General features: G+C 67.4%; 20 protein-coding genes. 10 read left to right on the top strand and 10 right to left on the bottom strand.

The window, feature by feature from the left end; genetic code table 11:
* Positions 1-133: 133 nt before the first annotated feature.
* The 3 genes from VIF40_RS09185 to VIF40_RS09195 all read right to left on the bottom strand — a co-directional run bounded on the left by VIF40_RS09185 (position 134) and on the right by VIF40_RS09195 (position 3,116).
* Positions 134-1,123 carry a beta-ketoacyl-ACP synthase III gene (locus VIF40_RS09185; protein WP_331937220.1) on the bottom strand — a complete coding sequence of 330 codons (990 nt, stop codon included), beginning with the start codon at positions 1,121-1,123 and terminating at the stop codon, positions 134-136.
* Entirely contained in the window at positions 1,120-2,169 is a 1,050-nt protein-coding gene (gene plsX / locus VIF40_RS09190) for a phosphate acyltransferase PlsX (protein ID WP_331937221.1), read from the bottom strand. The genes VIF40_RS09185 and plsX overlap by 4 nt, the downstream gene beginning before the upstream one ends.
* Positions 2,170-2,420: 251 nt before the next feature.
* Positions 2,421-3,116: a DUF177 domain-containing protein gene (locus VIF40_RS09195; RefSeq protein WP_331937222.1), complete on the bottom strand. Its 696-nt coding sequence runs from the start codon at positions 3,114-3,116 to the stop codon at positions 2,421-2,423.
* 249 nt (positions 3,117-3,365) lie between these two features.
* Between VIF40_RS09195 and VIF40_RS09200 the strand changes: the two genes are divergently transcribed.
* Together VIF40_RS09200 and VIF40_RS09205 are read left to right on the top strand one after the other, a co-directional pair.
* Positions 3,366-3,827 carry an outer membrane protein assembly factor BamE gene (locus VIF40_RS09200; RefSeq protein WP_331937223.1) on the top strand — a complete coding sequence of 154 codons (462 nt, stop codon included), beginning with the start codon at positions 3,366-3,368 and terminating at the stop codon, positions 3,825-3,827.
* A gap of 370 nt (positions 3,828-4,197) precedes the next feature.
* A complete protein-coding gene (locus VIF40_RS09205; protein WP_331937224.1) occupies positions 4,198-5,160 on the top strand; it encodes a transglycosylase SLT domain-containing protein in 963 nt (320 codons plus the stop codon).
* 57 nt (positions 5,161-5,217) lie between these two features.
* On the opposite strand, the gene VIF40_RS09210 is transcribed toward VIF40_RS09205, so the two are convergent.
* A complete protein-coding gene (locus VIF40_RS09210) occupies positions 5,218-6,237 on the bottom strand; it encodes an AraC family transcriptional regulator (RefSeq protein ID WP_331937225.1) in 1,020 nt (339 codons plus the stop codon).
* Between the two features lie 139 nt (positions 6,238-6,376).
* Here VIF40_RS09210 and VIF40_RS09215 point away from each other — a divergent pair, with 139 nt between their 5' ends.
* On the top strand, positions 6,377-7,555 hold the full coding sequence (locus VIF40_RS09215; RefSeq protein ID WP_331937226.1) for a DUF3047 domain-containing protein: 1,179 nt from the start codon (positions 6,377-6,379) through the stop codon (positions 7,553-7,555).
* On the opposite strand, the gene VIF40_RS09220 is transcribed toward VIF40_RS09215, so the two are convergent.
* The 4 genes from VIF40_RS09220 to uvrC form a co-directional block, all read right to left on the bottom strand.
* On the bottom strand, positions 7,556-8,014 hold the full coding sequence (locus VIF40_RS09220) for a molybdenum cofactor biosynthesis protein MoaE (RefSeq protein ID WP_331937227.1): 459 nt from the start codon (positions 8,012-8,014) through the stop codon (positions 7,556-7,558).
* Between the two features lie 47 nt (positions 8,015-8,061).
* Positions 8,062-8,313 carry a molybdopterin converting factor subunit 1 gene (moaD, locus tag VIF40_RS09225; protein WP_331937228.1) on the bottom strand — a complete coding sequence of 84 codons (252 nt, stop codon included), beginning with the start codon at positions 8,311-8,313 and terminating at the stop codon, positions 8,062-8,064.
* Positions 8,310-8,930: a CDP-diacylglycerol--glycerol-3-phosphate 3-phosphatidyltransferase gene (gene pgsA / locus VIF40_RS09230; protein ID WP_331937229.1), complete on the bottom strand. Its 621-nt coding sequence runs from the start codon at positions 8,928-8,930 to the stop codon at positions 8,310-8,312. The genes moaD and pgsA overlap by 4 nt, the downstream gene beginning before the upstream one ends.
* A 180-nt stretch (positions 8,931-9,110) precedes the next feature.
* Positions 9,111-11,093 carry an excinuclease ABC subunit UvrC gene (uvrC, locus tag VIF40_RS09235; RefSeq protein WP_331937230.1) on the bottom strand — a complete coding sequence of 661 codons (1,983 nt, stop codon included), beginning with the start codon at positions 11,091-11,093 and terminating at the stop codon, positions 9,111-9,113.
* Between the two features lie 98 nt (positions 11,094-11,191).
* Here uvrC and VIF40_RS09240 point away from each other — a divergent pair, with 98 nt between their 5' ends.
* The 5 genes from VIF40_RS09240 to VIF40_RS09260 all read left to right on the top strand — a co-directional run bounded on the left by VIF40_RS09240 (position 11,192) and on the right by VIF40_RS09260 (position 15,396).
* Positions 11,192-12,496, top strand: coding sequence for a TAXI family TRAP transporter solute-binding subunit (locus VIF40_RS09240; RefSeq protein ID WP_331937231.1), 1,305 nt, complete (start codon positions 11,192-11,194; stop codon positions 12,494-12,496).
* Between the two features lie 57 nt (positions 12,497-12,553).
* Positions 12,554-13,057: a hypothetical protein gene (locus VIF40_RS09245; RefSeq protein WP_331937232.1), complete on the top strand. Its 504-nt coding sequence runs from the start codon at positions 12,554-12,556 to the stop codon at positions 13,055-13,057.
* A gap of 112 nt (positions 13,058-13,169) precedes the next feature.
* Positions 13,170-14,345, top strand: coding sequence for an AI-2E family transporter (locus VIF40_RS09250; RefSeq protein WP_331937233.1), 1,176 nt, complete (start codon positions 13,170-13,172; stop codon positions 14,343-14,345).
* Positions 14,346-14,514: 169 nt separating this feature from the next.
* Positions 14,515-14,733 carry a translation initiation factor IF-1 gene (gene infA, locus VIF40_RS09255; RefSeq protein WP_018266249.1) on the top strand — a complete coding sequence of 73 codons (219 nt, stop codon included), beginning with the start codon at positions 14,515-14,517 and terminating at the stop codon, positions 14,731-14,733.
* Between the two features lie 9 nt (positions 14,734-14,742).
* A complete protein-coding gene (locus VIF40_RS09260) occupies positions 14,743-15,396 on the top strand; it encodes a Maf-like protein (protein WP_331937234.1) in 654 nt (217 codons plus the stop codon).
* A gap of 4 nt (positions 15,397-15,400) precedes the next feature.
* Here VIF40_RS09260 and alr read toward each other — a convergent pair whose 3' ends face one another.
* Both alr and VIF40_RS09270 read right to left on the bottom strand, forming a co-directional pair.
* Positions 15,401-16,546, bottom strand: coding sequence for an alanine racemase (gene alr, locus VIF40_RS09265; protein ID WP_331937235.1), 1,146 nt, complete (start codon positions 16,544-16,546; stop codon positions 15,401-15,403).
* 96 nt (positions 16,547-16,642) lie between these two features.
* Entirely contained in the window at positions 16,643-17,365 is a 723-nt protein-coding gene (locus VIF40_RS09270) for a response regulator transcription factor (RefSeq protein ID WP_331937236.1), read from the bottom strand.
* 496 nt (positions 17,366-17,861) lie between these two features.
* Between VIF40_RS09270 and sdhC the strand changes: the two genes are divergently transcribed.
* Together sdhC and sdhD are read left to right on the top strand one after the other, a co-directional pair.
* Complete coding sequence (sdhC, locus tag VIF40_RS09275; protein ID WP_331937237.1) at positions 17,862-18,275, top strand: succinate dehydrogenase, cytochrome b556 subunit; 414 nt, start codon at positions 17,862-17,864, stop codon at positions 18,273-18,275.
* Positions 18,276-18,341: 66 nt separating this feature from the next.
* Positions 18,342-18,734, top strand: coding sequence for a succinate dehydrogenase, hydrophobic membrane anchor protein (gene sdhD, locus VIF40_RS09280; RefSeq protein WP_331937238.1), 393 nt, complete (start codon positions 18,342-18,344; stop codon positions 18,732-18,734).
* Positions 18,735-18,853: the final 119 nt, after the last annotated feature.

Genomic DNA, 18,853 nt, shown 5'->3' on the forward strand with positions numbered 1-18,853 from the left:
TCGCGTTCGATCGCGACCGGCCTCCGCGGGCGCATATCGCGAGGAGCGAAAAACTCAATTTGATTATTTTTCAGAAACTACACAGGAAATCAAGCACAGGTTGCAGTTTTCGCGACCGGATGCGCCGGGCCGCTCACCAGCGGATGAGCGCCGATCCCCAGGTGAACCCGCCGCCGACCGCCTCGAGCATCACGAGATCGTCACGACGAATGCGGCCGTCGTCGCGAGCGACCGACAAAGCGAGGGGGATGGAGGCGGCCGAGGTGTTGCCGTGCAAATGCACCGTGGCGACCACTTTTTCGGGCGCGATGCCAAGTTTCGCCGCCGACATGTCGATGATGCGGCGGTTGGCCTGATGCGGCACGAACCAGCTGAGATCGGCCGCCGTGACGCCCGTCGCCGCGAATGCATCCGTAACGACATCCGTTACCATTCCGACGGCGAAGCGGAAGACTTCCTTGCCTTCCATGCGCAAATGGCCGACCGTCCCGGTCGACGAGGGGCCGCCGTCGACATGCAATTTTGCGCGATGGCGCCCGTCCGAGCGCAGATGCGTCGTCAAAATGCCGCGCTCGGCCAGCGAGCCCTCGCTCTCGTGCGCCTCGAGCACGATGGCGCCGGCGCCGTCGCCGAACAAGACGCAGGTCGTGCGGTCCTTCCAGTCGAGAATGCGCGAGAAGGTCTCCGCGCCGATGACCAGCGCGCGCTTATGCGAGCCCGAGCGCAGGAACTTCTCCGCCGTCGCCAGCGCGAAGACGAAACCCGAGCACACGGCCTGAAGATCGAAGGCGGCGCCGTGCGTGACGCCGAGCGCGGCCTGGATCATCGTCGCCGTCGAGGGAAACGTATAGTCGGGAGTCGACGTGCCGACGATGATGAGATCGATGTCGTCGGGCCCGAGGCCGGCGTCCGCCAGAGCGGCGCGCGCGGCCTTCTCGCCGAGCATGGAGGTGGTCTCGCCCGGCGCGGCGATGCGCCGCTCCTTTATGCCGGTGCGCTGCGTGATCCATTCGTCGCTGGTTTCGACGGTGGCGGCGAGCTCCTCATTGGTGAGGATGCGGCTCGGCAGATAGCTGCCGAGGCCGACGACGACCGAGCGCAGAGGGCGCGAGGAGAGGGTCACTGAGCGGCTTCCTGATCGTCGCGGCGGCTGGCCGCCAGCATGTCGCGGATCTTCGAGAGCAGGCCTTGATGCGCCATCTCATAGCCGATCTCGACGGCGCGGGCGAAGGCCAGCGCATCGGCGCCGCCGTGGCTCTTGATGACGATCCCCTCGAGGCCGAGAAACACGCCGCCATTGATGTTGCGCACGTCGATCTTGTCGCGCAGCTCGCGAAAGGCGCCGCGCGCCAGCAGATAGCCGATCTTGGCCAGCCAGGATCGGCCGATCGCCTCGCGCAGATAATTCGTGATCTGCGTCGCCGTGCCCTCGGCGGTCTTCAGCGCGATATTGCCGGAGTAGCCCTCGACGACGACGACGTCGACGACGCCTTTGCCGATCTCGTCGCCCTCGACGAAGCCGTGATAATCGAGATCGGGAAGATCGGCCTCCTTCAGCAGGCGCGAGGCGGTCTTGACCTCCTCGACGCCCTTGATCTCCTCGACGCCGACATTGAGCAGGCCGACGCTCGGCCGCTCGAGGTCGAACAGCGAGCGCGCCATCGCCGCGCCCATGACGGCGAGATCGACGAGATGGCGCGCATCCGCGCCGATCGAGGCGCCGACGTCGAGCACGATGGAATAGCCGCGCGCCGTCGGCGACGGCCACAGGCAGGCGAGGGCGGGGCGCTCGATCTTGGCCATTGTGCGCAGGCAGACCTTGGCCATGGCCATCAGCGCGCCGGTGTTGCCGGCGGAGATGGCGACATCGGCCTCGTTCTTCTTCACCGCCTCGATCGCCTGCCACATGGAGGAGACGCGGCGACCCGAGCGCAGCGCCTGGCTCGGCTTGTCGTCCATGCGGACGGCGACGTCGCAATGGCGAACCGTCGCGACGCGCGCGAGGCGCGGATGCGCGGCGAGCTCGGCGCGAATCGCGGCCTCGTCGCCGAACAGCAGATAGCTGCTGTCGGGGTGGCGATCGTGAGCGATGGCGGCGCCGGCGATGGTGACCTTCGGACCATGATCGCCGCCCATGGCGTCCAACGCTATGCGAATGGGCTGCGCCATTCTGCCTCGTCTCCCGACCTGTTACGAATTACGATAGTCCGCGCGGCCAGCAATGTTCCGTCCCACGAGGCCGCCGGTCGCGCGAAAGACGCGGCGGAGCGGGACCGCTAGGGTCCGCTCGTTCCACGGTTTCTCCGCGATCTTTCGACACGGACCAGGATCGCCGCCGACCCAAGGCGCCAGCGGCTGACGAATTGCCATTTGCGCGGCGCCAGCGCAAGAGCAATTCCTGCCGCAGCTCGCGCTTCGTCCTAGTTTCCGCCATCCTTGTCGAGCGCGTCGCGCAGATGGGCGAAAGGCGAGGCTCTGGTCGGCGCCGGCTCCTGCTCCTCCGCCTCCGTCGTCTCCACGGGTGGGGCGAAGCACGCGCCGGGCTTGCGCGGATAGGGGTCGAGCGCGAGCGCGAAAAATTCGGCGACGATCGCGCCGAGATCGATTCGCCCGTCGACGAGCGGGTCGGGCGCGTCCTCGTCGAGATCGGCGATATGGCTCGTCCGCGGCTCTTTCGGCTCCTCGGGCTCCGGCTCGCGCCGGCGCCGCGACACGCGCTCTCGGCCCGAATCTCGGCCCGAATCTCGGCCCCATTCTCGGCCGCGTTCTCGCTCTCGGCGACCTTCGTTCTGCGGCGCGGATGACGCGGGCTCGGGCGCGAAAGCGATGTCGATCGTCTCGACCATGCGCGCGTCGAACGCCTCGAGCGTCACCACGCAGATCTGGCGCAGATCGGCCTCGAGCGCGCCGGTGACGTGCAGCCCGCCGCGCCCGGCGTGCGTCACCCGCAGCTTCGCCTCGAGCCGGTTCAGCGCCGGCAGTCCGTCCGCCTCGGCGAGCGCGGCGCGCTCCTTCGCCTCGGCGGCGATGGCGAGCTCCAGCCCGTCCTCGGGAACCTCGTCTGCGGCGAGCGGACGCGAGAAAGGCGTTTCGGGCAATTGCAGATCGTCGCTCATTCGCCGCTCCTTCTCTCCGACGCGGCCGCGTCGGTCAGCGCTGTATAAATATAGATGGGCGCCGCGCCCATTGGTCGAAGCTTCGCCATTTTCCGGCCATTGATACGGTCGAAGAGGCTCAGACGCCAGCCTGAGGGTTGCGCCGGAGGCGTCGCCGCTTGCTTTCGCTCGGAGCGAGAGTTAGGCAACGTCTCGAACATTGTCGCGATAGAGGTCGGCCTCGCAGCGAGGCTCAGCGCGGAGAAAAAGATGCGGTTTCGGGGTTCGCTCGTCGTCGTTTCGCGGCAGGCCCAAAGCCTCGCCGCGCTCGCGCTGCTCGCGGCGCCGCTCGCCGGGTGCCTCGGCTATGACGGCGTCATTAACCGTGGCGCGGTCATCGAGGAGCGCAAGGCCGCGCAGGTGAAGGTCGGCATGCCGGCGCCGCAGGTGCTCGCCCTGCTCGGCACGCCGTCGACGACCTCCACCATCGGCGGCGACGCCTGGTATTATGTCAGCCAGCGCATCGAGCGCGAGCTCGCCTTCCTGCCGCCCGAGGTCGCCGACCAGCACATTCTCTCGGTCTATTTCGACAAATCGAAAAAAGTGCAGCGCATCGCCGACTATGGGCTGAAGGACGGCAAGGTCGTCGATTTCATCAGCCGCACGACGCCGACCGCCGGGGCCGAGTTCAATTTCATCCGCAATATGCTGTCGAAGCTCACCAGCTTCTGAGCATTCGATAAAAATTCGAGCTTTTTCAATCGGAAGCGTGGCTGTGTCGATTTGGCGCCAATAAGGCGGGCGAATCGACGGCCGCCCTCCGGGAGGAGCGGATCGCTTCATTTTTAAGGGCTTGTGGGAAATACGGAGCCCCGGCCGAATGTGACGCTCGCGTGACGCGAGCAGTCGATTTTTCGCCCCTCGCGGTTGCTAGCCTCTGTCTCGTCCCTACAACAGCGAGGAATGAAACAGAGTGTCTTTCGAAGCGATAGCTCCTGCCGTTCGCGGCGAAGCGTCGGCGCCGAAATGGTCGCGCTTTCTGCCCGTGCTCAACCGCGCAGACGCGGACCGCCCCCTCACGGGGGCCGACGGATCCGTTCACATGCTCCTACGCGCGTTCGCCATAGCGACGGCTCTCGCCTTCGCCCTGGTCGCCGCGCTGCTGTCTATGCCAGACGGCTGGGGTCGGTTCAGACTGTCGGAGGCCTCGCGCGCTGGCGCGCAGAGCCGCCGCGCGCCTCCGCCTTTGTTCTTCTTGACCAATCGCGGTCTCACCGATCAGCCGCTCGACGCCGATGCGGCAGAGGCGATGGGGGAGGCGGTGAAGGCCTGGTCCGGCTCCGTCGATGCGGCGAACGAGGCGCAGTCCGGCATGGCCGGCGCGGCGCCGGCGGTGCTGCAATTCGGCCCGGTGCGCGTCGCCCGCGCCATTGTCGAGCACGTCGTGCAGGCCGCCCGCACCACGGGCTCCGATCCGGCGCTGCTGATGGCGATCGCCGACAAGGAGTCGAGCTTCGCGCCCAAGGCCAAGGCCAGCACCTCTTCGGCGAGCGGTCTGTTCCAGTTCATCGATTCGACCTGGTTCAAGGCCGTGCGCATGTTCGGCCGCAGCTATGGCCAGGAGGCGGCGGCCGAGGCGATCGGCGGCGACTATCGCGTCGCTCCGCAGAAGCGCTCCGAAATCCTCGCCATGCGCAACGATCCTTATCTCTCCGCGGTGTTCGCGGCCGAGATGCTGAAGCATGACGGCGAGCGCATCGCCGAGCGGATCGGCCGGCCGCTGACGGCGGGCGAGATCTATCTCATCCACTTCCTGGGGCCGGACGACGCCGCGCGCTTCATGGCGAAGGTGGAGGAGGCGCCCGACTCGCCGGCGGCCAAGCTGCTGCCGCGGCCCGCCCGCGCCAATAAGCCGATCTTTTTCGCCCGCCAGGGCAAGAAGATGAAGCCGAAGTCGGTCAGCGAGGTGCATGAGGCCTTCGAGACGATGATGGGCAAGCGCTCCGATCGCTATAAAGGCGTGGAGCGGCAGCTGCCGGCCGCGGCGCTCGCCTACACCGAGTGAGCCTCATCCGAGGAAAATGAGAAAGGCGCCCCGCGGGCCGCCTTTTTCGTCTCTGGTCTATCGCTCCGCGGCTCTCGCCGATTCCCGCCAGCGGCTGGGCGCGAGGCCGCTCCATTGCTCGAAGGCGCGGGTGAAATGCGCCGGATCGCTATAGCCGAGCTGCGCGGCGATCTCGGTGATCGAGAGCTCCGGCCGGCGCAGCAGACCAATCGCGCGGCGCTGGAGCGTGTCGCGTAGGAGATCGGCGTAGCTCAGGCCGAGACTGCCGAGCCGTCGTTGCAGCGTGCGCTTCGACAGTCCGGCCCGCCGCACGACGGTCTCGAGCGTGGGGCGGCCGCCGAGCAGCTCCAGCTCGATCAGCACGCCGATCCTGCCGGGAAGATCGTCCGGCGCCGGAATGTCGAAGATGCGGGCGATCTCGTCGGCGCCCAGGCCATCTCCTTCGCCCAGTCGCGGATTGACCGTCATCAGCAGCCGCTGATCGAAGACGATCGCGCCCGGGCCGTCGCAGAGCACGATGTCCGCGCCCATCAGCTCGCCGATCGATCGTCGCGCGCTCGCCGGCAGGCCGCCGAACATCACGCGGCTCGGCAGCCAGCGCGCGCCGGCGAAATGCCGCACGAGCGCGATCATATACCAGACGGCCAGCATCTCGTTCTGCGGCCGGCCTTCCGTCGCGGGGTCGTCCAGCTCATAGGACCAGACGGCTTCCTCGCCCTGTCGTCGCAGGACCAGCCGCGTCGCGCTCTGCAGCATATGCGGCAGGCTGGTTCCGGCGCGATGGATCGCCTCGAGCAGCGTCGGCGCCTGCGTCACCCATTTGCCATAGACGCCGAGGCCGGCGATCGACGTGCGGCGGCCGAGGCGGGCGGCGAAGGCTTCGTCCGCCAGCTCGCGGGAGGAGGCGGCCAGCAGGCGAAAGTGATCGCGCAGCGGCAGCAGCGTGTCTGGCGCTTCGAGCAGGCCGAGCGGCAGCTCCGCGCGGCGAAACACGCGCTCGATCGAGCGGCCGGCGCCGCCGACGACCTCGGCGATCGGCCCCAGCGTGCTCGCGCGTGTGTAGCCGGTTTGTCGCATCTGCCCTCACGCGCCACCGTTCGGCGTTTTCGGCATGTCCTGGCAAGCGTCGCCAGCGACCGGACGATAGCATTCCCGATCGGCTCACAAACGCCGATCCATCGGGGGATTTGCCCGAGCTCGGGGAGGATTTTTGGACATGTGCCTCTATTGTCTCGGACGCGCGTCGGCCGGATTGTCTCGGCGCGAGATGCTGCAGATGGGCGCGCTGGGCGCCGCTCTGCCTTTCATCGCTCCGGCCGCGGCGGCCGAGAGCGCCGATTTCAAACGTGACATCGCAGCGCTGATCGCGCGCGCTCATTCGGGCGAGCTCGTCTCCTATCGTGTGTTCGAGATCGATGGCGACGATTTGCCCTGGATCGATCTCGGCCTCGCGGCGGCGAAGGGTCAGCAGGTCAGCTTTCTCGTCACCGGCCGCATGTGGATCGCTCGGCCCTATGACCTCTGGTTCAAGCCGGGCCTGGTCTTCCATGCGCGCACGCGTGGCAAAAGGCCGATCTACAGCCCCGGCGTCGACACCGGCACGATGATCGCCGCCCATGACGGCCCGCTGGAGATCGCCCGCTCCGCCGCGCAATTCGCCGATGCGGACGGCAGGCTGTGGACGCCCGAGGCGGAGTATCGCAAGCAGGAGGTGAAGATCGCCGGCGTCGCGCTGGTCTGGAAGGGCGAGGCGCTCGCCGGCCTCGAGAGCCTCGCCGCATCGGGCGATGTGGACGGTCTCGTCGCGGCGGAGATCGCGCGACTGAAACGGGGTCGCAAATTGCCGGAGGGCTGGAACGATCTTTTCAGTCTCGGCGGCGGCGCCGAGGCGTTCGGCCGCGAGGCGAATGGCGAGATCGTCTGCGAGAGCGCGGGCTCCGCCTCCATCATCGAGCGTCCGCTGCCGCTCACTTTCGCCACGCGGCCCAAGCTCGGCTGGCGCTGGAAGATCGATCAGCTTCCGTCGGCGAAGCCGGAGGATGCGCCGCCCTTCCACGACTATCTCTCGATCGGCGTGAAATTCGAGGACGGGCAGGACCTCACTTATTTCTGGAGCGCCGGCCTGCCGACCGGAAAAGTCTTCCGCTGTCCGCTCGCCGGCTGGAGCGCGGTCGAGACTCATATGGTCGTCGATTCGGGCGCGGCGGGGCTCGGCGAGTGGCGGTCGCTGGAGCGCGACGTCGCCGCCGATTACGCCGCCCATATCGGCGGGCCGGCCAAGTCGATCAGTCACATTTGGCTGCTGGCGATCACGCCCTTCCAGCGCCGCCGCGGCGCCTGCCGCTACGCCGACATTCGCGTCGCGACGGCGGATGGGGCGGTGACGAAACTATAGTCACTTGCTCCAGCGTTCGGCGGCGGCGTCGTCCTTGGCCTTGGCCTCGACCCAATCGCCGACGCTGCCGTCGGTGCGATGCTCCTTCTTCCAGAAGGGAGCGCGGGTCTTCAAATAATCCATCAGAAATTCCGCCGCCGCGAAGGCCTCGCCGCGATGGCGCGCGGCGGCGACGACGAGCACGATTCTCTCGCCGGGCAAAATGCGCCCATGGCGATGGATGATGGTGAGCGCCTGCAGCGGCCAGCGGGAGAGCGCCTCCTCGGCGGCGCGGGCGATCTCCGCCTCGGCCATGCCCGGATAATGCTCGAGCTCCAGCGCCGCGAGCGCGCCGTCCTCGTCCCGGCACAGACCCGTGAAGGTGACGACCGCGCCGATGTCGCGGCGTCCGTCCTCGATCAGCGCGGCCTCCCGGGCCGGATCGAAGGGCGCGGATTGGATGCGAATGGCAGGGGTCATGGGAGCGTGGGGTTCGATGCGCGCCTTCAGGCTAATCTGTCCGCCGCTCACCCGCCGGTCATCGGCGGAAAAAATGCGATCTCGCGCGCTCCGGCGATCGGCGTCTCATGGCGCGCATGGGTCTTGTCCAGCGCGGCGCGAATGATCGCGGCGTTCTCGAAAGCGTAGGCGTAGCTCTCGTCGCGGGCCTTCAGCCAGGCGATGAGCTCGCCGACGGTCGCCACCTCCGGGGGAGGGGAGAGCTCCTCCTCGGCGCGGCCGACGCGCTCGCGCACCCAGGCGAAATAAAGGGCCTTCATCGCGCCTCATCCGTTCCGAAATGCGCCCAGCCGGCTCTCATATAGTCATAGCCGGTGTAGAGCGTCAGCAGCGCGGCGATCCACAGCAGCACGCTGCCTATGTTCACCGTGCCGGGCAGCACCAGCTCCCCGGCCGGCCCGGCGATGAAGAAGCCGAGCGCGAAGAGCTGCAGCGTCGTCTTCCATTTGGCGATGGCGCTCACCGGCAGCGGCACTTTCAGCTCGGCGAGATATTCGCGCAGGCCGGAGACGAGCATCTCGCGGCAGAGGATGATGAGCGCCGCCCAGATCGTCGGACCGGCGATCGTCTGGTCGGCGACCACCATCAGCAGCGTGGCGGCGACCAGCAGCTTGTCGGCGATGGGGTCGAGCATGGCGCCGAGCGACGACTGCTGCGCCCAGGCGCGGGCGAGATAGCCGTCGAAGAAATCGGTGATGCCGGCGGCGGTGAACACGCCGAGCGCGGTCCAGCGCATCCAATGCTCGTCTGGCCATTGCAGCAGGCCCGCGACCACGGGCACGGCGACGAGCCGGCCATAGGTCAGAATATTGGGCAGTGAGAGCGCGCGCCCGCGGCGCGGCGGAATGGCCGTCGATGTCATGCCGGGAAGGAACATGGCGAGCGCCATGCTTGTCAATAGAGGAGACGAGCCTCGGCCGGGCGCAACGCCGTCGCGCCGTCGCCCGACCGGTCGAGCCGCGGCGGGAAACTTCGGCAAATCCTGCGTTTCCGCCGATCGCGCGGGCCGGCGGCGCCGTCGCCGCGCCACGCACAAATTTTAGACGCTCGCCGCCGATCAGCCGCCGCGCTGGAAATGGTCGAAGACGAGTCGCGCCGTCGCCTTGTTCACGCCCGACACATTCTCGAGGTCGCAGAGGGCGGCGCCGGCCACCGCCTTGGCGGTGCCGAAGGCCAGCAGCAGCGCCCGCTTGCGGGCCGGGCCGACGCCGGCGATCTCGTCCAGCGGATTCTTGGCGAAGTCCTTCTTGCGCCGCGCCCGATGCGTGCCGATGGCGAAGCGATGCGCCTCGTCGCGCAGGCGCTGGACGAAATAGAGCGCCGGATCATGCGGCGGCAGGCGGAACGGCTCGCGCCCCTCGACGAAGAACATCTCGCGGCCGGCGTTGCGGTCCGCGCCCTTGGCGATGGAGGCGATGGTCACGCCCTCGAGGCCGATCTCCTTCGCCACCGAGCGCGCCGCGTCGAATTGCCCGCGGCCGCCGTCGATGAGCACGAGGTCGGGCTTGGCGGGAAAGGCGTCGGGCGCCTCCGGCTCCGCCTTGTCGGCGTCCTTGGCGATGCGGGCGAAGCGGCGCGCCAGCACCTCGCGCATCATGGCGTAATCGTCGCCGGGCGTGATCTCGGCGCCCTTTATATTGAAGGTGCGGTAATGCGTCTTCATGAAGCCGGCCGGCCCGGCGACGACCATCGCGCCGATCGCTTGGCTTCCGCCGGTATGGGAATTGTCATAGACCTCGACGCGGCGCGGCGGCGTCTCCATGCCGAACATCTCGCCGAGCGCGACGAGCAGCTTCTCCTGGCTGGCGTCCTCGGTGAGCTTGCGCGTCAGCGTCTGCCTGGCGTTGGTCAGCGCATGGTCGACCAGCTCGCGCTTCTCGCCGCGCTGCGGCGTCGCGATCTCCACCTTGCGGCCGAGCTTGTCCGACAGCGCCTGCGTCAACAGCTCGCGATCCTCGATCATATGGGAGAGCAGCACCAGCGGCGCCGGCGGATGCTCGCCGTAGAATTGCGCGAGGAAGGAGCCGAGCACCTCCTCCTCGGTCAGGCTCTGGTCGGCGCGCGGGAAATAGGCGCGGTCGCCCCAATTCTGAAAGGCGCGGAAGAAAAACGCCTCGATGCAGAAGCGCCCGGCCTCCTTGGCGATGGCGAAGACGTCGGCCTCCTCGACGCTGTGCGGATTGACGCCTTGCGTTCCCTGGATCAGCGACAGCGCCGAGATGCGGTCGCGCAGCCGCGCCGCGCGCTCGAATTCGAGGCGCTCGGCCGCCGCGGTCATCTCCGTGGCGAGCAGCTCGCGCACCGAGCGGCTCTTGCCGGTGAGGAAGTCATGCGCCTCCTGCACCAGCTCGGAATAATCGGCGATCGAGATTTCGCCCGTGCAGGGGCCGGCGCAGCGCTTGATCTGAAAGAGCAGGCAGGGCCGCGTGCGGTTCTCGTAGAAGGAATCGGTGCAGGAGCGCAGCAGAAACGCCCGTTGCAGCGCATTGAGCGCGCGCCCGACGGCGCCGGCGTTGGCGAAGGGGCCGAAATAATCGCCCTTGCGCGAGCGCGCGCCGCGATGCTTGGCGATCTGCGGCGCATCATGGTCGCGCGCGATGAGAATATAGGGAAAGCTCTTGTCGTCGCGCATCAGCACATTGAAGCGCGGCTTCATCTGCTTGATGAGATTGGTCTCGAGCAGCAGCGCCTCGGTCTCGGTCTCGACCGAGATGAACATCATCGAGGCGGTCGCCGAGATCATGCGCGCGATGCGATTCACATGGCCGGCGAGGCGCGTGTAGCTCGCTATGCGCTTGCGGACATTCTTGGCCTTGCCGACATAGAGCACCTCGCCGTTCTCGGCGATCATGCGATAGACGCCCGGGCCGTTGGGCGCGGTCTTCCAATGCGATTTGATGACGCCGACGCCGCGCTTGACGCTCTCGGGCGTGTCCTCGGCGAGCTCGGCCGGGGCCGCGGCTTCGGCCTCGTCCGCGAAATCCTCTTCGCGGTCCTCCGTGGGGTCGAGGGTTTCGGGAAGGTCGGGCGCGTCGCTCATGGGCGTCAGATTTATGCCCGGCGGGCGGCGATGGGAAGAGCGCGAGAGGGTGGGGGCTGGCGCGCCGCGGCCTATTTCCTCCCGACGGAGGAGCCCCCATGCCCAAAGGCCAGGCGCCGCGCGCGATCTTCTGGGTCGCCGTTCTCCTATTTGCCGTCGCGGCGGCGCTGTCGCTCTTTTATTATCTGTCACCGCGGGCGACTTTGCGCATCACCACGGGACCGGCCATGTCGCCCGCCCAGCGCGCGATCTCGACCTTCATTCATGTCGTCTCCGGGACGCATCCTTTCATTCGGGTCGAGGAGGTCCCGGTCGCCGATCTCGAGGCGAGCGCCAAGGCGCTGGAGGATAAGAAGGTCAATCTCGCCGTCGTGCGCACCGATGTCGCGGCGCCCGCCAATGGCCAGACCATCGCCATTCTACGCCGCGACATTGTCGCGATCGTGCTGCCGCATGGCTCCGCGATAAAGGACGCCGCCGGCCTCGCCCGCAAGACGATCGCTGTGCCGGCAGGACCGTTGCAGGCGGAAAATCAGCGCGTGCTGGATCAGATCCTCGCCTATTTCGACGTCCCGGCGGCGAGCGTGCAGCGTCTCGTCCTCCCGCTCGAGGAGATCGGCCGGGCGCTGCGCTCGGGCCGCGCGGCGGCGGCGCTGGCGGTGGGGCCGATCGGGCCGGGGCAGGCGGTCGATGTCGTCGCGACGATCGCCAAAGCGACGAAGGGCGCGCCCGAGCTGCTGCCGATGGATCAGGCCGACGCCATGGTGAAGCGCTTTCCCGGTTTCGAACCGGTCGATATTCCCGACGGCGCCTTCAAGGCGCATCCGCCGGTTCCGGGCGATACAGTGAAGGGCCTCGCCGTCACCTATCGGCTGGTCGCGCCCTTCTCCATGCTGAATGTCGTCGCCGGGGCGGTCGGCCGCTCGATCTTCAAGACCAAGGCCAAGCTCGCCGCGCTCTCGCCCGCCGGCGCGCAGATCGAGGCGCCGGATTTGGACGCGCAGAACCCGCTGCTCCCCGTCCATCCCGGCGTCGCCGCCTATCTCGCGAGCGGCGACCAGAGCTTTTTCGATTCGCTCCAGCAATATTTCTACATCGTCGGCATACCGCTCAGCCTTTTGGGGTCGCTCATCGCCGTGCTGATCGGCCTGTGGAACAATCGCCGGCTCGTCGAGGATCAGAATCGCGTCGTCCGCCTGCTGAGCCTAGCCGATGAGGCGCTCGCGGCGGACGGCGCGGGCCTCGCGCGAATCGAGAAGGAGTTTCGCGAGATCGTCGCCGATTGCGTGAACAAGCTGGCGGAGGGCGAGGCGGGGCCGGATCGATACCCCGTGTCGTCGCTGGCGATCGACCACGCGCGCCGTTCGATCGAATGGAGGAAGGACCGGCTGCGGGCGGGGTGACGCCGCGCAATCTCATAGTAGAATGCGGCTGCTTTTTTTGCCGAGAGGATTTCGATCATGCCGTCGTCGCCCCGAGTTTTTTCCTGCGCCTGTGGGCGCGTCCGCTGCGAGGTCGCCGGCGAGCCGATCGTGAGCGCGGTCTGCTATTGCACGGATTGCCAGGAGGGCGGCCGCAGGATCGAGGCGCTGCCGAATGCGCCGCATGTGCGCGATCCGGACGGCGGCACGCCCTATCTCACCTTTCGCGACGACCGCTTTCGCTGCCTCGCCGGCGAGGAGCTGCTCGAGGACCATCGGCTGAAGCCGGATTCGCGCACGCGCAGGGTCGTCGCCAATTGCTGCGACACGGGCATGTTCCTGAAATTCGATCCCGGCTTCTGGGTCTCGACCTATCGTCTGCGCTATTCGGGCGCTCTGCCGCCGATCGAGATGCGCACGAAGATCGAGCGTCGGCGCTCGGCGCTGCCGCTGCCGCAGGATGCGCCGAGCTTTCGCGGCTTTCCCCTGCGGCTCATCGGCCGGCTGATCGTCGCGCGCCTCGCCATGGCCTCGGGGCGCTAGGGAATGGCGTCGGCGCAGCCGCGGGCGTGAAACAATTGCCGATCCGCGCTATGTTGTCGCGGGGGAGGCGCGTCGGGAGCCGAGGCGCGACAAAATATCGGGGAAAGCTCGGGTGATCGAGGACCAGCGCGAAACGTCCGGCCGCAGGCGGCTGAACGCCACACTCATCGATCTGATCGTGAGGCTCGGCGCGCTCGGCGCGCTGGCCTATTGGGCGTTCCTGCTGGTGAAGCCCTTCGTCACCATTGTGATTTGGAGCGCCATTCTCGCCGTGGCGCTCTATCCCGTGTTCGAATGGATGACGATCCGGCTCGGCGGAAGGCGGCGGCTGGCGGCCGCGGCCATCACTTTTCTGGGCCTGCTCTTCGTCATCGGGCCGGCGACCTGGCTCGGCCTCGGCGTCGTCGACGGATTGCGCGGGCTCGCCGATCGCATCGACGCCGGCGGAGTCTGGGTGCCGCCGCCGCCCGAGACATTGCGCAGCTGGCCCTTCATCGGCGCATCGGCCTATGAATTCTGGGAGCTGGCCTCCACCAATCTGCGTAGCGCGCTGGCCCAGGCGCTGCCGCAGCTCAAGCCCTATGGCGAGATCGCGCTGGACGCCACGAAGAACGCCGGCGCAGGAGTCTTCAAATTCCTGGTGTCGGTGATCATCGCCGGCTTCATGTTCGCGCCCGGTCCGGCGCTGGTGCGCGCCATCAAATCGGCGGTGACGCGCATCGACTCGAAGCGCGCCGAGCATTTCGTCGAGCTCTCGGGCTCGACGATTCGCACCGTCTCGCGCGGCGTCATCGGCGTGTCGCTGCTGCAGGCGGCGATCGGCGGGCTCGGCCTGCAGCTCGCCGGCGCGCCCGGCGCGAGCCTGCTGACGCTGTGCATTCTGGTGCTGGCCATCGTCCAGATCGGGCCGCTGCTGGTCGTGGTGCCCTCTATCCTCTGGGCCTGGACCGAGATGAACACGCTGCCGGCCTTGCTTTTCACCTGCTGCATGTTGACGGTGACGCTGGTGGACAATGTGCTGAAGCCCATCGTCATCGCGCGCGGGCTCACGACGCCGTTGCTGGTCATCATCGTCGGCGTCATCGGCGGCGTGCTGGCGCATGGAATCATCGGCCTCTTCGTCGGGCCGGTGGTGCTGGCCGTCGCCTGGGAGCTTCTGAGCGCCTGGGCGGGGGAGGGCCTGGCGGGGCGCCTCGTCCCGACGGAGCCGGCCGCCGCGTCCGCCGAGCCGCGCGCGATCGAGCCGCCCGCGGCGACCGTTCCGGTCGCCCATGCGCCGGAGCGCTGAAGCGCGCCGGAGCGCGAAAGCCCCGGTTCACAAATCGGCCGTACTCGATTAGGGTCCCGCGCGGATTTGCGCGTCCCGGCTTCGATCCCATATTGATGAGCGCCCGCTTCGTCAGCGGGCCTTTCGCTATCCGAGGTCCGCATCGGCGGCTCTCTGAAGAAGGAACCACATGGCCAAGGAAGAACTGTTGGAGTTTCCCGGAGTCGTCACCGAGCTGCTGCCCAGCGCGATGTTTCGGGTCAAGCTCGAGAACGAGCACGAGATCATCGCCCATACGGCCGGAAAGATGCGTAAAAACCGCATCCGCGTGCTCACCGGGGATAAGGTTCTCGTGGAGATGACGCCCTATGATCTCACCAAAGGGCGGATTACCTATCGTTTCAAATAATTTCGATTTATGGCGGAGCCGATCGTGACGTCCCACTCGACTGATGCGCGGCCCAAGCTGGTGCTGGCCTCGGCCTCGCCCCGCCGGCTCGACCTCCTCCAGCAGATCGGCCTCGACGCCGACGCTCTGCTGCCGACCGACATAGACGAGACTCCGCAGCGCAATGAATTGCCGCGCAGCCTCGCCCAGCGCCTCGCCGGCGAGAAGGCCGCCGCCGCCGTCAAGATCAGGGCCTATCAGCCCCAGCTCGAGGGCAGCTTCGTGCTGTCCGCCGACACTGTGGTGGCGGTCGGGCGGCGAATCCTGCCCAAATGCGAGGATATAGAGCAGGCCGAGGATTGCCTGCGCCTGCTCTCGGGGCGCCAGCACCGGGTCTTCACCGGCGTGACGCTCATCACGCCGCGCGGGGCCGAGCGTCATCGTCTGGTCGAATCGCGGCTGCGCTTCAAGCGTCTCGGCTCGACCGAGATCGACGCCTATCTCGCCTCCGGCGAATGGCGCGGCAAGGCGGGCGGCTACGCGATTCAGGGGCTGGCGGGGGCTTTCGTGGTGCGGCTCATCGGCTCCTATTCGGGGGTCGTCGGCCTGCCGCTCTACGAGACCGCCGCGCTGCTCGCCGGCGAGGGCTATCCGGTGCTGACCCCTTGGTTCGAGCGGGCGTGAGGCCTCAGCCGCCGATATAGACGCGCTCGTATCGTCGCCCGAGCCGGGTCAAAATCTCATAGCCGATCGTCCCGCAGCGCTCCGCCAGCTCGTCGACGCCGATCGTCTCGCCGAGCAGCTCGGCGGTCTGGCCCCGATACACCCCGTCCTCGGGGATGTCGGTCACATCCAGCATGACGAAATCCATCGACACGCGGCCGACGATCGGGCAGCGTCGTCCGGCGACGATCGCCTCGGGGGCGGGGCGGCCGGAGCCGGCGACGGCCGCCGGAAATCCGTCGCCATAGCCGAGGCCGAGCGTCGCCAGCCGCGTCGGCCGCGCCGCCGTCCACACGCCGTCATAGCCGACGCTCTCGCCGGCCTCGATCCAGCGCGTCGCCAGAAGCGGAGCCTCGAGCCGGGCCACGCCGCGCATCGGATTGGGCGCGCCGGGCGTCGGATTGCCGCCATAGAGGGCGTAGCCGGGCCGCAGCACGTCGTAATGCGGCTGCTGGCTCAAGAAAATTCCCGAGGAATTGCAGAGCGACGCCGGCGCGCCGGGGAAATGTCGCCGCGCCTCCTGGAAGGCGGCGATCTGCCGCGCATTGCGGGGATCGTCCGGCCATTGCGCGCAGACGAAATGGCTCATCGCCAGAGTGAGGTCCACATCCTGCGCCGCCACGGCTGCGGCCGCGGCGTCCCGCAGCGAAAGTCCCAGCCGATTCATGCCTGTGTCGAATTGCAGCGCGGCCGGCAGCCGGCGGCCGATGGAGCGGCCGAACGCCGCCCATTCGCGGATTTCCTCGAGCGAGGCGAGAACCGGCCGCAGCCGCGCGGCCGCCAACGCGCGGGCGCCGCCGCAGGGCAGGCCCTCGAGCACATAGACGATGGCGCGCGGCGCGACGCCGCGAATGCGCTCGCCTTCCCCCGCAGTGGCGACGAAAAAACTGCGGCAGCCGGCGGCGGCCAGCGCCCGCACGGCGGGCTCGGCCCCCAGGCCATAGGCGTCCGCCTTGACCACGGCGGCGCATTCGCTCGCGCTGGCGCGCGCGGCGAGCTGCCGCCAATTGGCGACGAGCGCGGAAAGGTCAATGGTGAGCGCCGCCCCCGCGCGCGCCTCGGCGGGGGCGGTCTCGTTCACGGGCGCTCGGGCCGATCGGTCGAATCTCATGAGGCATTATTCTAGCGCCGGAGCATGGCGTTCGCATGGCCAATCGCATGCATCATGCTCCGGCGTCATTAATTTTGCCGATTCACGCGCCGATGGTCAGCGTCGGGTTGCGGCGGCGGTCGGCTCGAGCTGCCGCGGGGCCGGCGTCCCGAGGCGGGCCGACGAGTCGACGGGCCGCGGGGACGGGGCTCCGAGGCGGACCGCCGGATCGGGCCGCGGCGCGCCGAGCGAGATGCGGACGAGGTCCGCGACGCTCTTGACCCGCATCTTGGTCATGATGTGGGAGCGGTGCGTCTCGACCGTGCGGGCGCTGATGCCGAGCTCATGGGCGATGACCTTGTTGAGCTTGCCCTCGACGAGTCCGGCGAGCACGTCGTTCTCGCGGTTGGTGAGCGTCGCGAGCCGGCCGGGCGTGGTCCGCGCGCGACCCCGATAGGCCCGGTGATCGACGCGGCGGGTCAGCGCCTGCTGAACCGAGGCGAGGAGCTTCGCCTCATTGACAGGCAGCTCGAGCAGATCGAATGCGCCTTCCTTCATCACCTGGATCGCGCCTCGCACATTGGCCTGCGCGGTGATGACGATGATCGGCAATTCGATCCGCCGCGCCTTGGCGTCTCTGAGCAATTCGATCCCGATCATCTCTGGCATGTCGACATAGATGATGACGCAGCCGCGGCTGTCGGTCTCGACGGCTTCGAAGAAGCGTCCCGCGTCGTCATGGAGGCGGAGATGATAATCCGCCTTGTCCAGCGCGCTCGTCAAAGACGAGCGGATGATGGGATCGACGTTCAAGATATGGATGGTTTCACTGTAATTCATAGATCGCTCGCGAGATGAGTTGACGAAAAAGTCAATCGACGAGACCAGCCACTCCCGCCGTCGACGAAAAGGTCGACGGTCCGACGTTACAAACGAAAACGGCGCTACTCCGAGAACCAACGCGACAAGGACGCTTCAAGACGCTGACCAACCTCGACGCTCATGCTACTCGACGCGTTCGCAGCCGGTGGAGAAAAGCCGGCTCCGAACGACGATGCGCCGGCTGGTCCCGGGCAACGTCGGCGGGCGCATGTTAACAGATCGTAACGCGCACGCCACGTTTTTCGACTCGAATCCTACGCATTGGCGCATCGATTGTGCGAGCGGCCCCTACGCGTTACGTAGGTTGCGCGTTCGATCGCGGCGATGCGCGACGGCGTCGCGCGGCCGTCGCCTGGAACGCTCGTGTCCGGTACGCGGTTTCTGGAACGCTTGTTGCAGCCGCGACGCGATTGAACTATCAGTCCAGCCCAGCCTGGAGCGGAGACAAAATATCATGGCTGACGCCGATCCCGTGAGCGAGAGCCTCGCCGCCGCGCGGCCGCTCTCCCCGCATCTTTCGATCTACAAGCCGCTTTTCACCATGATGATGTCGATCGTGCATCGCATCACCGGAGCGGCGCTCTATGCGGGCGCGCTGCTGCTGGCGCTCTATCTGCTGGGGCTCGCGCTCGGGCCGTCCGCCTTCGGCGCCGTATCCTGGATCATGGATTCCCTCATCGGCCGCCTCTTCGTGCTGCTGTTCAGCTGGGCGCTGTTTCATCATCTGCTCGGCGGCGTGCGCCATGCGATCTGGGACCGCGGGCTCTATCTCGATAGCGACGGCCGCGAGCTGCTCGCCAAGGTGGGTTTGGGCGGCGGATTGGCGTTGACCGCGCTCCTGTGGATCGCATCATCGCTCTTCGGCTAGCAGCGCCCGCTTCTCCAGAAGTGAGAGAGCGGGCCCGTCGAACTCGAGGTAAAGGGGAGAACGGATATGTCGACATCGACGTTCCAGAGCGGCCGCAGCGGCAAGGGAGACGCCTTCGTCTCCGATCGCGCCGGCTCGCTGCATGCGCTGGCCATGCGTCACAGCGCCCGGGCGCTGGCTCCGCTGGCGCTGATCGCGATCTGGCTCATCGTCGGATTGGTCGGCAAATCCTATGAGGCGGCGCGCGCCGAGATCGCGCGGCCTTTGCCGGCAATAGCGCTCATCGCCTTCATCGTCGTCGTCGCCTATCATGCGCGGCTCGGCATGGAGAACATCATCGAGGATTATGTTCACGACGACTCGCTCAAAGCGACGGCGTTGCTCATCAACAAATGGCTGGTGATCGCGATCGCCGCGGTCTGGACGCTCGCCATCATGATCATCGCCGCGCCGCGCTAGAGCGCTTTCCGATCGACCGGAATCGTTCGATCGATCAGAATTCGCTCCATATGAAAAAGCGAGATCGATTTCCGATCCAAATGGATCGGAAATTGATCTAAAAGCGGCTCGGGCGCTCT

Origin of the sequence: Methylosinus sp. (assembly GCF_036560965.1) — a bacterium.
Lineage (GTDB): Bacteria > Pseudomonadota > Alphaproteobacteria > Rhizobiales > Beijerinckiaceae > Methylosinus.